Source organism: Enterobacter sp. BIDMC 30 (assembly GCF_000534355.1).
GTDB lineage: Bacteria > Pseudomonadota > Gammaproteobacteria > Enterobacterales > Enterobacteriaceae > Enterobacter > Enterobacter ludwigii.
This window is the reverse complement of the sequence record NZ_KI973169.1, coordinates 3926155-3943741: the sequence shown is the minus strand read 5'-3', so window position 1 is coordinate 3943741 and position 17587 is coordinate 3926155. Positions and strand designations below refer to the sequence as shown.

Below are 17587 nucleotides of genomic sequence, written 5' to 3'. Positions count from 1 at the left end.
ACTGAAACGCACCGTGCACTGTCATGGTGCGTTTTTTTTCACCGGTTCGTTAAACATGCTCGTGTAATGCTCATTGCAGCGCGTTTCCCTCAGGTTTTCATTTCTGGCACACCCCTTGCAATGTCTTCTGCGTATTAGCGGCGGCCATTACCGAATTCTGACTGGAGGGGATCTATGAAGCTGGTTACGGTTGTAATCAAACCATTCAAACTCGAAGACGTGCGTGAAGCATTGTCTTCCATGGGTATTCAGGGACTGACTGTCACCGAAGTGAAAGGCTTTGGTCGTCAGAAGGGTCATGCCGAGCTTTACCGCGGGGCAGAATACAGCGTTAACTTCCTGCCAAAAGTAAAAATTGATGTCGCGATTGCTGATGACCAGCTTGATGAAGTTATTGATGTCATTAGCAAAGCGGCCTACACCGGCAAAATTGGCGACGGCAAAATTTTCGTTGCCGAATTGCAGCGCGTCATTCGCATCCGTACCGGCGAATCTGACGAAGCGGCACTGTAAGTAACTCCTGGCACACAGTGATAGGGATCGAGAAAATGAAGATAGCAACAATCAAAACGGGTCTGGGTTCGCTGGCACTGCTGCCGGGCCTGGCACTGGCTGCCCCTGCGGTGGCAGACAAAGCCGATAACGCCTTTATGATGATCAGCACCGCGCTGGTGCTGTTCATGTCCATTCCGGGCATTGCGCTGTTCTACGGCGGCCTGATCCGTGGCAAAAACGTTCTCTCCATGCTGACGCAGGTTGCCGTCACGTTCGCGCTGGTTTGCGTGTTGTGGGTGGTCTACGGTTACTCTCTGGCCTTCGGCACGGGCAATGCGTTCTTCGGAAACTTTGACTGGGTCATGCTGAAAAACATTGAACTGACCGCGCTGATGGGCAGTTTCTATCAATATATTCACGTTGCCTTCCAGGGCTCGTTCGCCTGTATCACCGTTGGGCTGATCGTCGGTGCGCTGGCTGAGCGTATTCGCTTCTCCGCCGTACTGATCTTCGTGGTGGTCTGGCTGACGCTCTCCTATGTGCCGATTGCGCACATGGTCTGGGGTGGCGGTCTGCTGGCGAGTCATGGCGCGCTGGACTTCGCAGGCGGTACCGTTGTACACATCAACGCCGCGGTGGCGGGCCTGGTAGGGGCATACCTGATTGGCAAACGCGTTGGCTTCGGTAAAGAAGCGTTCAAACCGCACAACCTGCCGATGGTCTTTACCGGTACAGCGATCCTTTACTTTGGCTGGTTCGGCTTCAACGCCGGTTCAGCAAGCGCAGCAAACGAAATCGCCGCGCTGGCCTTCGTGAACACGGTTGTGGCAACGGCGGGTGCGATCCTCTCATGGGTGTTTGGTGAGTGGGCGGTACGCGGTAAGCCTTCGCTGCTGGGTGCCTGTTCAGGTGCAATTGCCGGCCTAGTTGGTATCACGCCAGCTTGTGGCTACGTCGGTGTTGGCGGCGCGCTGCTTGTCGGGCTGGTGGCCGGTCTGGCGGGTCTGTGGGGTGTGACGGCGCTGAAACGTGTTCTGCGCGTCGATGACCCGTGCGATGTCTTCGGTGTACACGGCGTTTGCGGTATTGTCGGTTGTATCATGACCGGTATCTTCGCGGCGAAATCGCTGGGTGGCGTGGGTTACGCAGAAGGCGTCACCATGGTTCACCAGGTGCTGGTGCAGCTGGAAAGTATTGCCATCACCGTCGTGTGGTCTGCCGTTGTGGCCTTCATCGGCTATAAGCTGGCGGATATGACCGTCGGTCTGCGTGTTCCGGAAGAGCAGGAACGCGAAGGTCTGGACGTCAACAGCCACGGCGAGAATGCGTACAACGCCTGATAAGCAAAACGGCAACCCAGGGTTGCCGTTTTCGTTTTGTTCCCTCTCCCGTCGGGAGAGGGCCGCAGTACAACCTCACCCGCGGTTACGCATTACCCCTTCCTGCACCGTCGACGCGACCAGCACGCCATCCTGAGTGTAAAACTCACCGCGCACAAAGCCGCGCGCGCTTGACGCTGAGGTACTCTCCACGCTGTAGAGCAGCCACTCGTTCATGTCGAACGGTCGATGAAACCACATGGAGTGATCGATGGTGGCCACCTGCATCCCTTTTTCAAGGAAGCCCACGCCGTGCGGCTGCAGCGCTACCGGCAGGAAGTTGAAATCTGAGGCATAACCCAGCAGATACTGATGAACGCGGAAATCCGCGGGCACGGTACCGTTAGCGCGGATCCAGACCTGGCGCTTCGGCTCGGCCGTGTGGCCTTTCATCGGGTTATGGAATTCGACAGGACGGATCTCAAGCGGTTTATCGCAGAGAAACTTCTCCTTTACCTGCGGTGGAAGCAGATGCGCCAGCGCACGGGCGATATCGGTCTCGGATTTGAGATCGTCTGGCGACGGCGCGGGTGGCATCGTTTTCTGATGCTCATAACCCGGTTCCGGCGCCTGGAACGAGGCGGTCATGTAAAAGATAGGCTTGCCATTCTGAACCGCCGCGACACGACGCGCGCTAAAGCTGTTGCCATCCCGCAATACCTCAACGTCATACACGATGGGTTTTGCGCTATCACCAGGGCGTAAGAAGTAGCTGTGAAATGAGTGCACCAGACGGTCTGCAGGGACGGTCTCCTTTGCTGCGTAGAGCGCTTGTCCTACGACTTGCCCGCCGAAGACCTGGCGTAAGCCGAGATCTTCGCTCTGTCCGCGAAAGAGTCCTTCCTCAATTTTTTCCAGATTCAGTAATGTCAGCAGATTGTTCAGTGCCTGACTCATAGTTGTCCTCAATAAACGCCGTAGCGAAAGATAGGCAGAGTATAACGCAGAAATGAAAGTGGTCCGATGGGTAGAATAATCTGAATATCTGGACGATTTTAGGCATAAATCAGTGATCTGTGCCAAACTTACCTGTGTTATGTGATTGAAACGACATCGGATGGGATCGATCCCGCTGGTGCATTGATGATAAGGAGACTTCAATGAAACTCGTGCCCATGCTAAGTGGTGTAGCAATTGCGGTGGCGTTGTCCGCCTGTGCAGGAAAGAGCGCCCAGGTGCCGGTGCCAGCAGCAGATCCAAACGGGATTAATACACTCTCACAGCAGTCCATTCAGCAGCCTAACGTTTCCGGGACTATCTGGATTAAACAGAAAGTCGCGTTACCGCCAGATGCGGTATTAACGGTAACCCTGTCTGATGCTTCCCTGGCAGACGCGCCGTCTAAAGTATTGGCCCAGCGTGCTGTACGTACGGAAGGTAAGCAGGCACCGTTTAGCTTCGTGTTGCCGTATAACCCATCAGACGTGCAGCCTAATGCCCGTATCCTCCTGAGCGCAGCAGTAACGATCAACGATAAACTGGTGTTTATCACCGATACGGTGCAGGAAGCGATTAACCACGGCGGGACAAAAGTTGACCTGAACCTGGTTCCGGTACAGCAAACCGAAGTGCCGGTTGCGCCACAGACTAACCAACCGTCTCTGCCAACCCCTCCGACCCAGATGTAACGCTTTAAACCCTCTCCTTCGGGAGAGGGTTTAATACACCCAGCGGTACTTTTGCAAATCAATCTGTCCTGACCCCGACACCTGCACCCCTTCTGACAGTAACGCCTGACGCTGGCGCTGCAGATCCGGCCCGGTCAACGAGATCGCCCCATGACGATTTACCACCCGATGCCAGGGCAGGGTACTTCCTTCCGGCAACCTTTTCAGTACGCCACCGACCTGCCGCGCCGCACGCGGAGAACCGGCCAGACGTGCTACGTCGCCATAGGTGGTGACATAACCTTCCGGCACAGAGGCCACAATTTGCCATACGCGTTGTGGAAAGGAGTCATGTTCGTCCATACGTCTACCTGTGGGGAATGTCTGGACAGTCATGTTAAACGAAGATAAACCCAATTGCTGCGCCAGTTTGCGCAAGAAACCAGCATCCAGTTGCGGGTCGCTTGCAATTGGCGGTAAGCACAGGGATAATGCGCCAGCGCGTTGGTTATCAACGCTCTCAATGGGGGCTCTGTTGGTTCTCCCGCAACGCTACTCTGTTCACCAGGTCAGGTCCGGAAGGAAGCAGCCAGGGCAGACGACGTGTGTGCCGGGATGTAGCTGGCAGGGCCCCCACCCATTTCTGCTCTCATCAACACTCTCCCTGTTTCTCTTCGCTTTGAATAGCCTTTAATCCACAACGTTATTAGGACTTTACTGACTGTATGTAATATATATTTCATTGCATTGAAATATTACTGTCATAAACCTGTAATAATAGACTGTCATTTTAATATCGGATGTCTTTTTTCTGTCATAACTTAAAAATATATATCTGGATAACATTGGTAAGTTCGTGTATTAAATAAAGTACTTATTCCGAAGGGAAGTGACAAACATGGCTACTGCGGTGTTAAACGTTAAGATTGATCAAGCGCTAAAAGAAAGACTTCGCCACTATGCTGAAGTTAATAACGAGAATTTAAGCGTGACGACAGAGAAACTGCTGCTGCTGGCATTCGAAGCGGTAGAAGAGGCGGGAGTATCGGAAGAGGATATTGATAACCAGCATACGGAAGAAGAGAGTGTTTCTCCATTTACTCCTAAAGAAATCAAGGCTCTACGTAAAATTCTTAAGAAGAGAAAATGAAACAACAACTGTCAACTGCCAGTGACTACAACGAGGCCTGCGATCTGTTGCGTTCAGGCTACGTGAAGCATGTACGTCTTGGCTGGAATGTAGGAAGTGATGAGTTCTTTCGTATTGCGTCTGACTGGTGTGATACCGGCGCAAAAATAAAGAAAGACGGTGAAAATTTCGTTATTTCACTGAAAGGTTTTCCTATTCCTCCTCAGCACTAAATCCTGAATGGTGAAAACTGCTGACTGTATCTGTGACAGTCAGCAGTTTTTATTTTATGATCCACTTCAAATTTTTTATATCAAACCAGACTTCTTTTTATTGATGGTACGTTTTTATTCAGGGCGAGCCACAAGGGTTTAATTCTCAGTAATGCCTGTTCAAGCTCAGCCGGATCGAGTGAAAAGGGCATACGTAAATACCGATCAAACGCACCCGATAAACCAAACCGCGTGCCGGTCCCCAGGTTGATTCCCAGTATCTCTGCGCGTGCAGCAAGCTGTGTTGCCAGCATCCCCGGCAGTTCAATCCAGTAGGAAAGCCCGCCTTCCGCTTCATGGAATGTCCATTCAGGGAAGTGCTCGCGCAACAGCGCGCCGCATTGATCTCGCCGTTCTGCCAGCATCTTCCGGCGAGCGGGCAAAAACGTTTCGCTGTTATTGATAAGCCACAGCGTCGCCAGCTGTTCGAGCATGGGCGATCCTAAATCCAGGGTATCCCGCGTCTGGGCAAGCGTAGCGATGGTGCGCGAGGAGGCACGGATCCAGCCAAGACGAAGGCCGCCCCAGAAACTTTTTCCGGCAGAGCCTAACGTTATCACGGTGGCCTGCGGGTTGAATGACGCCAGCGGCGGCGGCGGGGGCGAGTCAAACCACAGATCCACCATCGTTTCATCTACTACCAGCGTCGTGCGGGTTTGCGCGGCAATCTCGGTGATTGCCTGACGGGTGGGAATATCCATGCATCGCCCGGTCGGGTTATGAAAATCGGGCATCAGGTATGCCAGGCGCGGCGCTGTCTGGGCAAGCGTTGCGGCAAACCCATGGGTATCCCAGCCCGTTTCCGGCAGCGACACGCCCACTGGACGGCACTGCGCTCCCTGAATGGCGGCGATCGCCAGCGGGTAAGTGGGATGATCGACCACGACGCGATCCCCCGGGCCGGTCATCATCCGCAGGACCAGCGCAAAACCGCTGACCGCGCCATTGACCACCATTACCTCGTCTGTCCGGGTTGGAAGCCCCCGCGCGGTATAGCGTGCGGCGATGGCTTCCCGCAGCGCCGGCAACCCAAGCTGATCGTAACCCGTAAGCGAGAGATGTTGCGTAATGGCCGTGAGCGCATGGGTATAGGCCTGGTGGATCTCAGGCCCGGCATTGAGCGCCGCGGTGGAGAGATCCAGCGCGGCACTGGCTGCTGAAAGGGTTGGCACGGCGCGTGTGTCGGGCAGGATCACGCGTGAACCGCTGCCGTGGCGGCTTTCAAGATAACCTTCCTCACGCAGATGGGCGAGCGCGCTGCTGATGGTGGTACGGCTCACATCCAGCGCAGTGGCCAGCTCCCGCTCGCCGGGTAGACGGGTGTTAAGCGCCAGCCGGCCATCAAGAATTAACAGGCGTAACGCATCCGCCAGCTGACGCCAGAGCGGGGTTCGGGACGAGGTTTGTTGCCAGTGGCCTAACAGGCGTACCAATGACTGGCTTCCGAAGCGGCGAGATGACATGTGCAGTCCACTATTTGAAAACTGGACATTAATCATAATGCCATTTTCGCTCAAGATGAAAGCCTGGTTCACTGGAGAAGATAAAAAATGGTACGTCGTCTGCTACAACTGTATGTCGGTTTAGGGCTGTATGGGCTTTCAACCACGATGTTTATTCGATCGGATCTGGGGCTCGATCCGTGGGACGTCTTCCACCTGGGCGTGGCGATCCAGCTGGGGTTGAGCATTGGGATGGTGATTATTTTAACCGGTGCGGCGGTACTCCTGCTGTGGATCCCGCTGCGTCAGATGCCTGGTCTGGGAACCCTCAGTAACGTGATTATTATTGGCCTGGCGGCAGATGCCTCCATGGCCCTGATCCCCGAGGTGACCTCGCTGCCCCTGCGTATCGCGCTGCTGGTGGCCGGAATTGTCGTGAACGCGATAGCCACCGGTATGTATATCGGTGCCGGTTTCGGGGCGGGCCCGCGCGACGGTCTCATGACCGGGATCCATGCCCGTATGGGATGGTCCATCCGCAGCGTGCGTACCTCGATTGAAGTGTCCGTGCTGCTGATTGGGTGCATGCTGGGCGGAACGTTCGGGATAGGCACCGTCGCGTATGCGCTGACCATTGGCCCGCTTATCCAGATCTGCTTGCCTCTGTTCCGTTATAAGCCGCGCGTTGAGAAGGCCCCCCAGCCGGAGCGGGTTGTTTAATTCTGCGAAGCGCTCACATGTTTTCATGGCGACGCTGTGTCAGAATAGTGGCCTTCGAATGACGCGATGCCAGAATGCATGAAAGCAATCACTCTTTATGATGTTGCCCTCCTTGCGGGGGTTTCTTATCAGACCGTTTCCCGTGTGATTAACGACGCGGAGCATGTCTCTGCCCGCACGCGGGAAAAGGTGCAGCAGGCGATGGCGGAACTGCACTACGTCCCCAATCTCAGGGCACAACAGCTGGCGGGTAAACGTACCCGTACGCTTGGTCTTATTACTACCGATCTGGCGCTGCACGCCCCTTCGCAAATTGTTTCGGCGGTAAAATCCCGGGCGGTTGAACAGGGGGCGAGCGTGCTTATCTCAATGGTGGAACATCCACAGCAGTGCCAGTCTGCCCTTCAGGCGCTGCTGGCGCAGCGTGTGGAAGCTCTGCTGGTGAATGTGCCGCTGGAGAATTCTCATGCTGAAGCGCTAAAAGCCCTCGCATCGCCCATTCCTGTGCTGTTTCTTGATGTCTCGCCCTCGGCTCAGGTAAACAGTCTTGTGTTTAATGCAGAGCAGGGTGCTCGTCTCGGGATTGAGCATCTGCTTTCGCTGGGGCATGAGCGTATAGCGCTGTTGAGCGGACCGGAGAGCTCTGTCTCCGCCCGGGCACGTCTCGCAGGCTGGAACGCCACGCTGGCACAGGCCGGGCTTGAGGCTGTCGCGGTGGCGCACGGCGACTGGAGTGCGGCAAGCGGCTATGAGAAAGGACATTTGCTGTTATCTGCCGCGCAACTCCCGGATGCGATAGTGGTCGCGAACGACCAAATGGCGCTGGGGGTGATGCGCGCCTGTGCGGAAAAAGGGACCGCGATCCCGGGCCAGATGTCGGTTGTCGGGTTCGACGATACGGCAGACAGCGCCTGGTTTTCTCCCCCACTGACCACCATTCGCCAGGCTTTTCGCGAGGCCGGCGAGCGAAGTGTGGAGTGGCTGCTGGCGCCAGTTGAGGATGACGCATGCTGGCAGGTTCAGCTTCCGGTGACGCTGGTGACCCGCCATTCTACCGCTCGCCACGATCCGCAGCAGATCGAACGCGAGGATCTGGCACAGCAGCTCAGGAGCCTGGCGCTAGTGGCTGAGCAACTTGCCCGCCGGTAAGACTTTTGTGATCTGACTCGCTACCCCGCGATCCGATGCTTTACCGCACCCGGTAGCCAGGGCATGTTAACTAAAATTGTGAGCGCTTCGCAAAGAGGTTAATATGTCCAACACTCCATCGCTGACCCTCAGCGCACTTCTGGCTCGTCGGGACTGGGAAAATCCCGGAGTCACCCAGTGGAACCGCCTGGCAGCACATGCTCCCTTGCACAGCTGGCGTGATGAACACTCCGCCAGAGAAGACGGGGGAACCGTCAGCCGACGCCTTCTTAACGGGGAGTGGCGTTTTAGCTTCTTTCCTGCACCAGAGCAGGTTCCTTCGGTATGGGTCGGTGAAGATTGCGCCGATGCCGTGCTGATGCCCGTGCCCTCTAACTGGCAGATGCAGGGGTTCGACACGCCCATCTACACCAACGTGACCTATCCGATCCCCGTAAACCCACCGTTTGTGCCGCAAGAAAACCCAACAGGTTGTTACTCGCTCACATTTGAGATGGATGATGCCTGGCTGCAGAGCGGCCAAACCCGCATTATCTTCGATGGCGTGAATTCGGCGTTTCATCTGTGGTGTAACGGTCAATGGATCGGTTATTCACAGGACAGCCGACTGCCCGCCGAATTCGATCTCTCAGCGGTACTGCGTCCTGGCCAGAACCGCATTGCGGTCATGGTGTTGCGCTGGTGCGACGGGAGCTATCTGGAAGATCAGGACATGTGGCGCATGAGCGGGATTTTCCGCGATGTGTCGCTGCTGCATAAGCCAGAGACGCACATTGCCGATTATCAGGTTGTGACTGACCTGAATGCGGAGCGGGATCGCGCGGTGCTGAAGGTGGATCTCGCGCTCGCAGGCGCACAGTTTGCAGAGTGTGAGGTGGCGTTTACCCTGTGGCGCAACGGCGAAAAATGCGCCAGTGCCACCGGGCGGCCGGGCACTGCCGTTGTCGATGAGCGCGGCGGCTGGGCCGAGCGGCTAACGGTGACGCTCCCCGTTGAGGCGCCTGCCTTGTGGAGTGCGGAAACGCCGGAACTTTATCGCCTGACGATGACCCTTCTGAACGCGCAGGGTGAGGTGCTTGAAACGGAGGCCTGCGATGTGGGGTTCCGCCGCATAGAGATCAGCAATGGCCTGCTGAAGCTCAACGGTAAACCCCTGCTGATCCGCGGCGTTAACCGGCATGAACATCACCCGGAAAACGGCCAGGTGATGGATGAAGCGACGATGCGCCGCGATATCGAACTCATGAAGCAGCACAACTTCAACGCCGTGCGCTGCTCGCACTATCCGAACCATCCGCTGTGGTACACGCTTTGCGACCGCTATGGTTTGTATGTCGTCGACGAAGCCAATATTGAAACCCACGGCATGGTGCCGATGAGTCGCCTTGCTGACGATCCGCGCTGGCTCCCTGCCATGAGCGAACGCGTCACCCGCATGGTGCAGCGCGACCGCAATCATCCTTCGATTATCATCTGGTCGCTGGGGAATGAGTCCGGCCATGGCGCGAACCATGACGCACTGTATCGCTGGCTGAAAACTACCGATCCGACGCGTCCGGTGCAGTACGAAGGCGGTGGGGCGAATACGGCAGCGACCGATATCGTGTGCCCGATGTATGCCCGGGTCGATCAGGATCAGCCCTTCCCGGCGGTACCGAAATGGTCTGTTAAAAAATGGATCGGCATGCCGGATGAAACGCGTCCGCTTATTCTCTGTGAATACGCCCACGCGATGGGGAACAGCTTCGGTGGTTTTGCCAAATACTGGCAGGCGTTTCGCCGCCATCCTCGCCTGCAGGGGGGATTTGTCTGGGACTGGGTTGACCAGGCGCTGACCAGAAAAGACGAAAATGGCACACCGTTCTGGGCCTACGGGGGAGACTTTGGCGACACGCCCAATGACCGCCAGTTCTGCCTTAACGGGCTGGTTTTTCCCGATCGCACACCGCATCCGGCGCTGTATGAAGCCCAGCGCGCTCAGCAGTTTTTCACCTTTACGCGGATAAGTATGTCTCCGCTGGTGCTTGAAGTCCACAGCGATTACCTGTTCCGTCATACCGATAACGAGGTGCTGCGCTGGACCCTTGTCCGTGACGGCAGCGTGCTGGCCAGGGGGGACGTGACGCTCTCCATTGCTCCCCAGGGCACACAGCGTCTGGACATCAACCTGCCAGCGCTGGCGCCTGAAGCGGGTGACGTCTGGCTGAACGTTGAAGTGCACCAGCCGCGGGCGACGCCGTGGTCACCGGCAAACCATCGCTGCGCGTGGGAGCAGTGGCCGGTTCCGACGCCCCTGTATATCGCCCCGCCAGCGCCAGAAGGTGTACCGCCGGTGTTAACGCAAACTGGCGACGTGTTTGAGCTGGTGCATCAGCAGCAACGCTGGCAGTTCAACCGCGCATCAGGACACCTGACGCAATGGTGGCGCAATGGCGTTGAAACGCTGCTCTCACCGCTGACGGATAACGTGAGCCGCGCACCGCTGGACAATGATATTGGCGTGAGCGAGGCCACGCGAATCGATCCGAATGCGTGGGTTGAACGCTGGAAAGCGGCAGGCATGTACGAGCTCACCCCGCGATTACTGCACTGTGAAGGAGAGCAGCATGCAGCCGAGGCGGTGGTGAAAACCCTGCATGTCTGGGAGTATCGCGGTAAAGCGCTCTTCCTGAGCCGTAAAGTCTGGCGGGTGGACGATCGGGGCGTTTTGCATGGCGATATTCAGGTCGATATTGCGTCTGATATCCCGGAACCGGCACGCGTAGGCCTGAGTGTTCACCTTGCCGCAACGCCGGAAACGGTTCAGTGGCTGGGGCTTGGGCCACATGAAAATTACCCGGACAGAACGCTGGCGGCTCAGCAGGGGCGCTGGACATTACCGCTGGAAGCCATGCACACGCCTTACATCTTCCCGACAGAAAATGGTTTGCGCTGTGATACCCGTGAACTGCTGCTGGGCGCGCATCGGCTGAATGGCCTGTTCCATTTCTCCGTCAGCCGCTACAGCCAGCAGCAGTTGCATGAGACAACTCACCATCATCTGTTGCGCGAGGAGCCGGGGTGTTGGCTTAACCTGGACGCGTTCCATATGGGCGTGGGCGGTGATGACTCGTGGAGCCCCAGCGTCTCGCCGGAATTTATTCTGCAGAAACGCCAGCTTCGCTATACCTTCAGCTGGCAGCAGAACCCTGACTGAGCAAAGAGGCGGCCACAGCAGTGGCCGCCTCGCTTACGCCAGGATACCGCTCAGGCCGTGCAGGCTCATGTAAATCCCGACCACAGTAATCAGGGCAGCGGAGATCCACGGTGCTTTTCGTGAAAACTCGCTGAAACCCGGCCAGCGTTTTGTCGCATGCTTAAGGCTCAGGGCGGCAATTGCACCGGAAGCGACCAGCGTTAACGCCAGACCAATACTGAAGCTGAATACCAGCGTTGCGCCGAGGGCAAAATGCTTCAGCTGCAGGCAGATGAGCAGGACCGTGATTGAGGCCGGGCAGGGGATAAGCCCTCCGGTCAGGCCAAACAGTGCAATTTGTCCGGTGGTAACGTTCTGGCCGTTGAAGCGGCGGTTAATATCCTGTGCATGCGCGCGCTGGTGGGCGTCCTGCCACTCTTCTTCAACCAGTGGATGCCCATGGTCGTGATGATCATGATGGTGGTCATGGTCATGGTCGTGATGATCATGATGATGGTCATGGTGATCGTGTGGCTGACTCTCCTTCCAGGTTCGCCAGGCCATCCACAGAGCGATCAGCACGATCAGTATCCCCGAGACCAGCTGGAACCAGGGCTCAGACGTATGCGCATCCCAGCCCCGGCCAAACCATAATCCTGCCATGGCAATGATCCAGACCACCGCCGTATGGGAAAGCGTTGCCGCCAGACCAAGCAACACCGCCTGTTTCAGCGTACCGCGAATAGCCACAATAAACGCGGCCATCATCGTTTTGGAGTGGCCCGGCTCCAGGCCATGCAGCGCGCCGAGGAGGATAGCGCTGGGTACAAACAGCCAGGCATTGCCCTGCTGCAGGAGTGAAGCAAAATCGTTCATGGAAAATTCCGGAGTGGAAAGCGTGTTCAGATACTACTCCCCCCCAGTAGTCTAATACTACCCCCCAGTAGAAAAATACTCAGGGGGAGTAGAGCATGATATGCTTTAAAAGCCATACGATGAGGGAGACAGAGATGTCACATACGGTTCGCGACAAGAAGATGTTATTGACTCGCCTGAAGAAAATTCAGGGGCAAAGCGCTGCCCTGGAAAAAATGCTCAATAGCGACCACGAATGCGCCGACGTGTTACAACAGCTGGCGGCGATCCGCGGCGCGGTAAACGGCATGATGATGCAGGTGATCGAAGGTCATCTCACCGATCATGTGGTGAAAGAGCCTGAAGAAGCTCAGCGCGAAGCCGATCTTGGCGTCGTGTTACAGGTGATCAAATCCTATCTTAAGTAGGATGTGTTTTGAGGTTATCTTCCGCCCAAAGAATAAAGTCCGCTTTCGGCAACGCCTTGCTGTAGTACCAACCCTGCCCATACTGCACGCCGTGACGACGTAGCCAGGCGAGTTGCCCTTCGGTCTCCACGCCTTCCGCAACCATCGCCAGCTTCAGCGATTTTGCCATTTCAATAATGTGTGGCGTCACGTTTTTATATTCCAGTGCATCCACAAACGCTTTATCGATTTTTAGCGTGTCGACATCCAGATCCTGCAGGTAGCTCAGGCTGGAATAGCCCGTACCGAAATCATCAATATAGATTGCGTGGCCTGAATGACGAAAGGCGGCGATGGCCGGTGCGCTGATTTTAGGATCGGCAAAGCCGCGCTCGGTTAACTCAAGGGCGATCTGTTGCGGATGGACTTTCCACTTATTCATTAAGTGGCTCAACAATGGCGGGAGTTTTCCCGAGGTCAAATCGGCCGGCGCGAGGTTAATGGAAATATGCTGACCGGCGTGAAGGTGCAGCCAGTAGCCCATATCCTCAAACACCTTTTCAATGACCAAATGCGTCAGCTGCGAGATGAGCCCCGTTTGCTCAGCAAGCGGCACAAAAATATCCGGTGAAAGGCTGCTCCCGTCAGGCTGGGGCCAGCGGGTTAGCGCCTCTGCGCCCACAATCTTCCCGCTAGAGAGTTCAATAATGGGCTGGTAATGCACCACAAATTCCCGGTTATTGATGGCGTCAAGCAGGCGGTTGCGTGGCGACTGGATGCGACGCAGCAGTCGCAAAACAAAGAGTGCGGCAAGCAGGCTTATCAGTATGCCGAACGGCAGCCAGATAAGAAGTTGCTTGTGCCAGGTTTCAGCCAGCGGTTTTAACGCCGCCCAGGCGACCACCGTAAACCCCAGTTCAGGAACAGGCTTCATAATGTATATCGAGCCGTTGTACTGAATGCGGGTGACGCCCTGATCCTTAACCAGATTGCGGATATGCGGATCGAGCTTGCTGCTGCTGGCAAAAATGAGATGTGATTTGCTGCCCACCAGGGCGGCATCTGTGGCGATCTCACCGAAAGGGATCACATCGACAAGCGAGGCAGGATCCACCAGCACCAGATAGTGGCCCCGACCCAGGACCGCCATGTAGCGGCTAAAACCGAGATCGTTTTGCGTGGTGAGCCATGTGCCATAACCATCTTCCGTGATTCGCATGGGCGGCGGGAAAGGGGCCGACTGACTGGTTTGTTCCAGGGACGAGCAAAGGGGCTCAAGATTGTTGATATAAATAACTTCCTGAACATAACGCCATGAAAAAGCGACCCGCCGCATCTCCCTTAAATGCATAACGCTACAGGGGATCCCTTTAAAGGTCTGCAGGCTATTGAGCGCTTCCTTTGCATCATCCACTACCCTGGCGGTACGTATCAGCACGCGTGAGGCATAGCTATCCAGCGCATCGACAAACTTATCTTCCGCCTGGCGATGTGCCAGCCAGATGCTCAGGCTAATCGGAACCAGTACCGCAATGATAAGTACACCGGTCACCAGACTGACCAGATGTCGGGTTTTCATGGTGCTGTCTCCTTCCTCTTATGCCCGCTCCTGGGCGCTGAAAAACCTGCCAGAGGAGAAAGATTTTACCGCTAAATGATAAAGTTATAGCACGTGCAGGTCATGATTTACGGCACAACAGAAAATATCATCGGGGCAGAGGGGTTGTTTTTTCAGCAGGGGTTAGATATTATTTTGTTATGTTATAACAAAACATAAAGAGTTTACGATGAAACCAGATATCCACCCAGCCTATCGCACCGTGGTGTTCCACGACACCAGTGCTAATGAATACTTTAAAGTCGGCTCAACCATTAAGACCGACCGCGAAATTGAACTCGACGGTGAAACATATCCGTATATCACCATCGAGGTCTCTTCAAAATCGCACCCGTTCTACACCGGCAAGCAGAAAACGTTCTCGACGGATGGCAGTGCGGCGCGCTTCCGTAAGCGTTTCGGCGGCTTTCTTAATGCGAAGCGGGGATAACCATGCAGGTACTTAACTCATTGCGCAGTGCAAAACAGCGTCACCCGGATTGCCAGATAGTCAAACGCAAGGGACGCTTATACGTGATTTGCAAATCCAATCCGCGCTTTAAGGCGGTTCAGGGACGTAAGAAAAGACGCTAGACGCGTGCTTCGCGCCAGCTTTCCAGGGATCTTTTTTGGTTGCCATCGGCAGTAAAATTGTCGGTGGCAAGCCAGCCTTCAAAGGCACTCGCCAGCGCCGGCCACTCTTTGTCGAGAATCGAAAACCAGTCGGTATCCCGGTTATGACCTTTCGTGACCAGTGCCTGACGAAAACGCCCCTCAAACTGAAAGCCAAGACGCAGTGCCGCCTTGCGCGAAGGCGCATTCAGGCTGTTGCACTTCCACTCGTATCGACGATACCCAAGGGTGTCGAACACGTATCGCATCAGCAGATATTGCGCTTCCGTCGACATCGGCGTGCGGCTGAGCAGCGGGGAGAAATGAACATGTCCCACCTCCACGACGCCGTTGGTTGGATCGATCCGCATCAGAGCCAGCGTGCCGACCGGAGACTGGGTCTGGTTGTCGATAACGCTAAAGTGAATCGGATCGGATAAGTCACGCACGCTTTCTACCCATCCTGCAAACGCCTCTGCGCTGGCATCCGGCTCACGCAGCAGCCACGTCCAGCTGCGGGTATCTTCGGCCAGAGAATACGCGCTGAACAACGCCTCAGCGTGCTCCACCCGCAGCGGCTCAAGGCGACAATAGTGGCCCTGAAGCACCACACGTGAAGGGTGCTGGCGGGGTTGCCAGTCGATAAGTGCTTCGCCTACTGGCTGTCCAAACTCATTGAATGTTTTCATTTTACTGTCCGTGACGTTGATAAGAACGCCAGACTAGTGAATTACTGGTTCCTTAAAAAGTGCCACTCAGCTATGTTTTGGTGGTACCACGGGAGGCGAAATGAACATACCGGGCGATGAATTTTATACTTTGCTGAATGCCGCGTTGAAAGCGCGGGGGGAAGAGACGCTACAGCGCGCGCTGTATCATGCATTGCGTGAGGCGATACTGTGCGGCCGGCTACACGCCGGGAGCCGGCTTCCCGGTTCGCGACTGTTGGCTCAGCAGCTCTCGCTTTCACGGAATACCGTCAATGCGGCGCTGGAACAGCTGACGCTCGAAGGGTATCTGCTGCGTAACCGCCAGGGGACGCGGGTGGCGCAGCTGGCGCAGCGTACGCTCGTTCAGGCATTGCCGGACTCTGCCGTCGCGCTCGGCAGCCGGGTCGCCTCGCTGCCTGCGCCGGTGCCGCGTGATATCCCGGTTCCGGCATTTACGCCGGGAACACCGGCCATCAACTACTTTCCCCTGCCGCTGTGGCGGCGCTTGTACGACCGGGTTCTGCGCGAAGAGGGCAGCGCGCTGTTAGGGTATGGCGATCCTGCCGGAGAGCCGTCGCTGCGGGCGGCCATTGCTCGCCACCTTGCCCTTTCGCGCGGCATTGACTGCGATGCCAGTCAGATAGTAATGACCGAAGGTGCGCTTGAGGGGGTAAACCTTTGCACGATGCTGCTGAGCGAACCCGGCAGCGTCGCGTGGGTGGAAGATCCTGGCTATGGTGGGGCTAAAAGCGCCTTTGCCAAAGCGGGCTTAGTCATGACGGGGATGCCGGTTGATGACGAAGGCATGTTCTGGGAAGGGCTGGATACGCCGTCCCCTGCGCTTATTTTCACCTCACCTTCGCACCAGTTTCCGTACGGAAGCGTGCTCAGTGCGCGGCGACGCCTGGCGCTGCTGGATCTGGCCCGGCAGCATAACGCCTGGATTATTGAAGATGATTACGACAGCGAGTTTCGTTATTCCGGTGAGCCCGTGCCTGCAATGCTGGGAATGGTCAACAATGCGCCGGTTGTCTATCTCGGTACCTTCAGCAAAACCCTCTTTCCGTCGCTGAGAATGGGGTTCATGGTGTTACCCCCGGCGCTGGCAAAAGCGGCCCGTCCGGCCATTGGCGCGCTGCTGCGTGGCGGGCATCGCGCCGAACAGCGAACCCTGGCGCTGTTTATTGAGGAAGGACATTATGCCCGCCACCTTGCCGCCATGCGCCGGCTCTACCGTAAGCGCTACCGGCAGCTGCGTGAGGTGCTGAGTGCTGAGCTTCATATTCCGCATCGCATTCTGGCGGGTGAAGGGGGGATGCATCTGACGCTGGCAATAGACGGCATCGACGACCAAAAAGTGGTTGAGCAGGCGAGGGCGTTTCAGCTGGCACCCGCTGCACTGAGCGGGTATTACCTGGAGCCGAAGCAGGGGCAAACCGGTCTGGTGTTAGGTTACGGCAATACCTCTGCTTCTCAGTTTGTGTCGGGTATCCGACGCATACAGGCTTTAATCACACAGCAGCAGGACGGGAAAGGGTAAAGACATCATAAAAAGAGAGCTGACCTTTGGTGGATACCATCTTCTGCAGCTTCTCTTTTTGCACTGTTTCAACCGCGGGGGAGTGCATGATGCTTTCGATCAGCTCCGGCGGCACGTAACGCGTGTTATACCATTCACCGTTATAGCAAACCCGGAAATCAAGGACGTCGATATCTTCGTAGCGGTAGCGGGGATTAACGTCAAAAAAGAAAAAGGCGTTAAATACCACAAACAGAATGACAAGCAGCCAGACGGAGTCCACCAGAGTTTCGGACTTCAGCATCACAATCAGTGTCGCCAGCCAGGCGGCATACATTGCGACAAACAGTCCAGGGTGTTTGCGAATAAAGCTGATGCTAAAGCGCGGGCGATTGTCGCGCTTTTCGCGGTGATTAAGATCGTCGATGGTGGCAGTAAGCAGGCGCTGTATCTCGGTCATTTTTTGCCTTTATGAGAATTGACAATACAGGATGTCTGCCAATTTTAGGGGAGCCATTT

At 56.0% G+C, this 17587-nt stretch carries 19 protein-coding genes and 1 other RNA gene; 13 read left to right on the top strand and 7 right to left on the bottom strand.

What is annotated here, in order from left to right:
- Nucleotides 1–174 precede the first annotated feature (174 nt).
- Together glnK and amtB are read left to right on the top strand one after the other, a co-directional pair.
- A complete protein-coding gene (gene glnK, locus L466_RS03855) occupies nt 175–513 on the top strand; it encodes a P-II family nitrogen regulator (protein WP_008503304.1) in 339 nt (112 codons plus the stop codon).
- 35 nt (nt 514–548) lie between these two features.
- Nucleotides 549–1835, top strand: coding sequence for an ammonium transporter AmtB (gene amtB / locus L466_RS03860; RefSeq protein WP_020885201.1), 1287 nt, complete (start codon nt 549–551; stop codon nt 1833–1835).
- Between the two features lie 75 nt (nt 1836–1910).
- Here amtB and tesB read toward each other — a convergent pair whose 3' ends face one another.
- Nucleotides 1911–2771, bottom strand: a complete 861-nt coding sequence (tesB, locus tag L466_RS03865) for an acyl-CoA thioesterase II (RefSeq protein ID WP_020885200.1) — start codon at nt 2769–2771, stop codon at nt 1911–1913.
- 203 nt (nt 2772–2974) lie between these two features.
- On the opposite strand from tesB, the gene L466_RS03870 reads away from it, so the two are divergent.
- Nucleotides 2975–3502 (top strand): YbaY family lipoprotein, encoded by a 528-nt coding sequence (locus L466_RS03870; RefSeq protein ID WP_014168885.1) that lies wholly within the window; start codon nt 2975–2977, stop codon nt 3500–3502.
- Between the two features lie 30 nt (nt 3503–3532).
- Here L466_RS03870 and L466_RS03875 read toward each other — a convergent pair whose 3' ends face one another.
- The gene (locus L466_RS03875; RefSeq protein WP_086532948.1) at nt 3533–3877 is read right to left on the bottom strand and encodes an MGMT family protein; all 345 of its coding nucleotides are present in this window, start codon (nt 3875–3877) and stop codon (nt 3533–3535) included.
- Nucleotides 3878–4014: 137 nt separating this feature from the next.
- Here L466_RS03875 and ffs point away from each other — a divergent pair.
- From ffs to L466_RS03885, 3 genes are all read left to right on the top strand, one after another.
- An RNA gene (ffs, locus tag L466_RS23330) (signal recognition particle sRNA small type) lies at nt 4015–4111 on the top strand.
- Between the two features lie 268 nt (nt 4112–4379).
- Complete coding sequence (locus L466_RS03880; RefSeq protein ID WP_020885198.1) at nt 4380–4631, top strand: hypothetical protein; 252 nt, start codon at nt 4380–4382, stop codon at nt 4629–4631.
- On the top strand, nt 4628–4843 hold the full coding sequence (locus L466_RS03885) for a hypothetical protein (protein ID WP_014168888.1): 216 nt from the start codon (nt 4628–4630) through the stop codon (nt 4841–4843). Before L466_RS03880 ends, L466_RS03885 begins: the two co-directional genes overlap by 4 nt.
- Nucleotides 4844–4923: 80 nt before the next feature.
- On the opposite strand, the gene L466_RS03890 is transcribed toward L466_RS03885, so the two are convergent.
- Nucleotides 4924–6345, bottom strand: coding sequence for a MocR-like transcription factor YczR (locus L466_RS03890; protein WP_025204848.1), 1422 nt, complete (start codon nt 6343–6345; stop codon nt 4924–4926).
- Nucleotides 6346–6432: 87 nt separating this feature from the next.
- Here L466_RS03890 and L466_RS03895 point away from each other — a divergent pair, with 87 nt between their 5' ends.
- From L466_RS03895 to L466_RS03905, 3 genes are all read left to right on the top strand, one after another.
- Entirely contained in the window at nt 6433–7044 is a 612-nt protein-coding gene (locus L466_RS03895; RefSeq protein WP_014168890.1) for a membrane protein YczE, read from the top strand.
- Between the two features lie 78 nt (nt 7045–7122).
- Nucleotides 7123–8193 carry a LacI family DNA-binding transcriptional regulator gene (locus tag L466_RS03900; protein ID WP_032681551.1) on the top strand — a complete coding sequence of 357 codons (1071 nt, stop codon included), beginning with the start codon at nt 7123–7125 and terminating at the stop codon, nt 8191–8193.
- A gap of 103 nt (nt 8194–8296) precedes the next feature.
- Nucleotides 8297–11389 carry a beta-galactosidase gene (locus L466_RS03905; RefSeq protein ID WP_032681550.1) on the top strand — a complete coding sequence of 1031 codons (3093 nt, stop codon included), beginning with the start codon at nt 8297–8299 and terminating at the stop codon, nt 11387–11389.
- A 33-nt stretch (nt 11390–11422) separates the two neighbouring features.
- Here the strand turns inward: L466_RS03905 and L466_RS03910 are convergent, their stop codons facing one another.
- Nucleotides 11423–12244, bottom strand: a complete 822-nt coding sequence (locus tag L466_RS03910; protein WP_032681549.1) for a nickel/cobalt efflux protein RcnA — start codon at nt 12242–12244, stop codon at nt 11423–11425.
- 134 nt (nt 12245–12378) lie between these two features.
- Here L466_RS03910 and L466_RS03915 point away from each other — a divergent pair, with 134 nt between their 5' ends.
- Complete coding sequence (locus L466_RS03915; RefSeq protein ID WP_020885193.1) at nt 12379–12651, top strand: metal/formaldehyde-sensitive transcriptional repressor; 273 nt, start codon at nt 12379–12381, stop codon at nt 12649–12651.
- Here the strand turns inward: L466_RS03915 and L466_RS03920 are convergent.
- The gene (locus tag L466_RS03920; RefSeq protein ID WP_032677530.1) at nt 12644–14209 is read right to left on the bottom strand and encodes an EAL domain-containing protein; all 1566 of its coding nucleotides are present in this window, start codon (nt 14207–14209) and stop codon (nt 12644–12646) included. The genes L466_RS03915 and L466_RS03920 overlap by 8 nt on opposite strands.
- Nucleotides 14210–14417: 208 nt before the next feature.
- Here L466_RS03920 and L466_RS03925 point away from each other — a divergent pair, with 208 nt between their 5' ends.
- Together L466_RS03925 and ykgO are read left to right on the top strand one after the other, a co-directional pair.
- The gene (locus L466_RS03925; protein WP_010428154.1) at nt 14418–14678 is read left to right on the top strand and encodes a type B 50S ribosomal protein L31; all 261 of its coding nucleotides are present in this window, start codon (nt 14418–14420) and stop codon (nt 14676–14678) included.
- Between the two features lie 2 nt (nt 14679–14680).
- Nucleotides 14681–14821 (top strand): type B 50S ribosomal protein L36, encoded by a 141-nt coding sequence (gene ykgO / locus L466_RS03930; RefSeq protein WP_003859006.1) that lies wholly within the window; start codon nt 14681–14683, stop codon nt 14819–14821.
- Here ykgO and L466_RS03935 read toward each other — a convergent pair.
- On the bottom strand, nt 14818–15528 hold the full coding sequence (locus tag L466_RS03935) for a GNAT family N-acetyltransferase (protein ID WP_014168897.1): 711 nt from the start codon (nt 15526–15528) through the stop codon (nt 14818–14820). The genes ykgO and L466_RS03935 overlap by 4 nt on opposite strands.
- A 100-nt stretch (nt 15529–15628) precedes the next feature.
- Here L466_RS03935 and L466_RS03940 point away from each other — a divergent pair, with 100 nt between their 5' ends.
- Entirely contained in the window at nt 15629–17089 is a 1461-nt protein-coding gene (locus L466_RS03940; protein ID WP_032681548.1) for a MocR-like pyridoxine biosynthesis transcription factor PdxR, read from the top strand.
- On the opposite strand, the gene L466_RS03945 is transcribed toward L466_RS03940, so the two are convergent.
- Entirely contained in the window at nt 17061–17528 is a 468-nt protein-coding gene (locus tag L466_RS03945) for a YlaC family protein (protein ID WP_020885189.1), read from the bottom strand. The genes L466_RS03940 and L466_RS03945 overlap by 29 nt on opposite strands.
- Nucleotides 17529–17587: the final 59 nt, after the last annotated feature.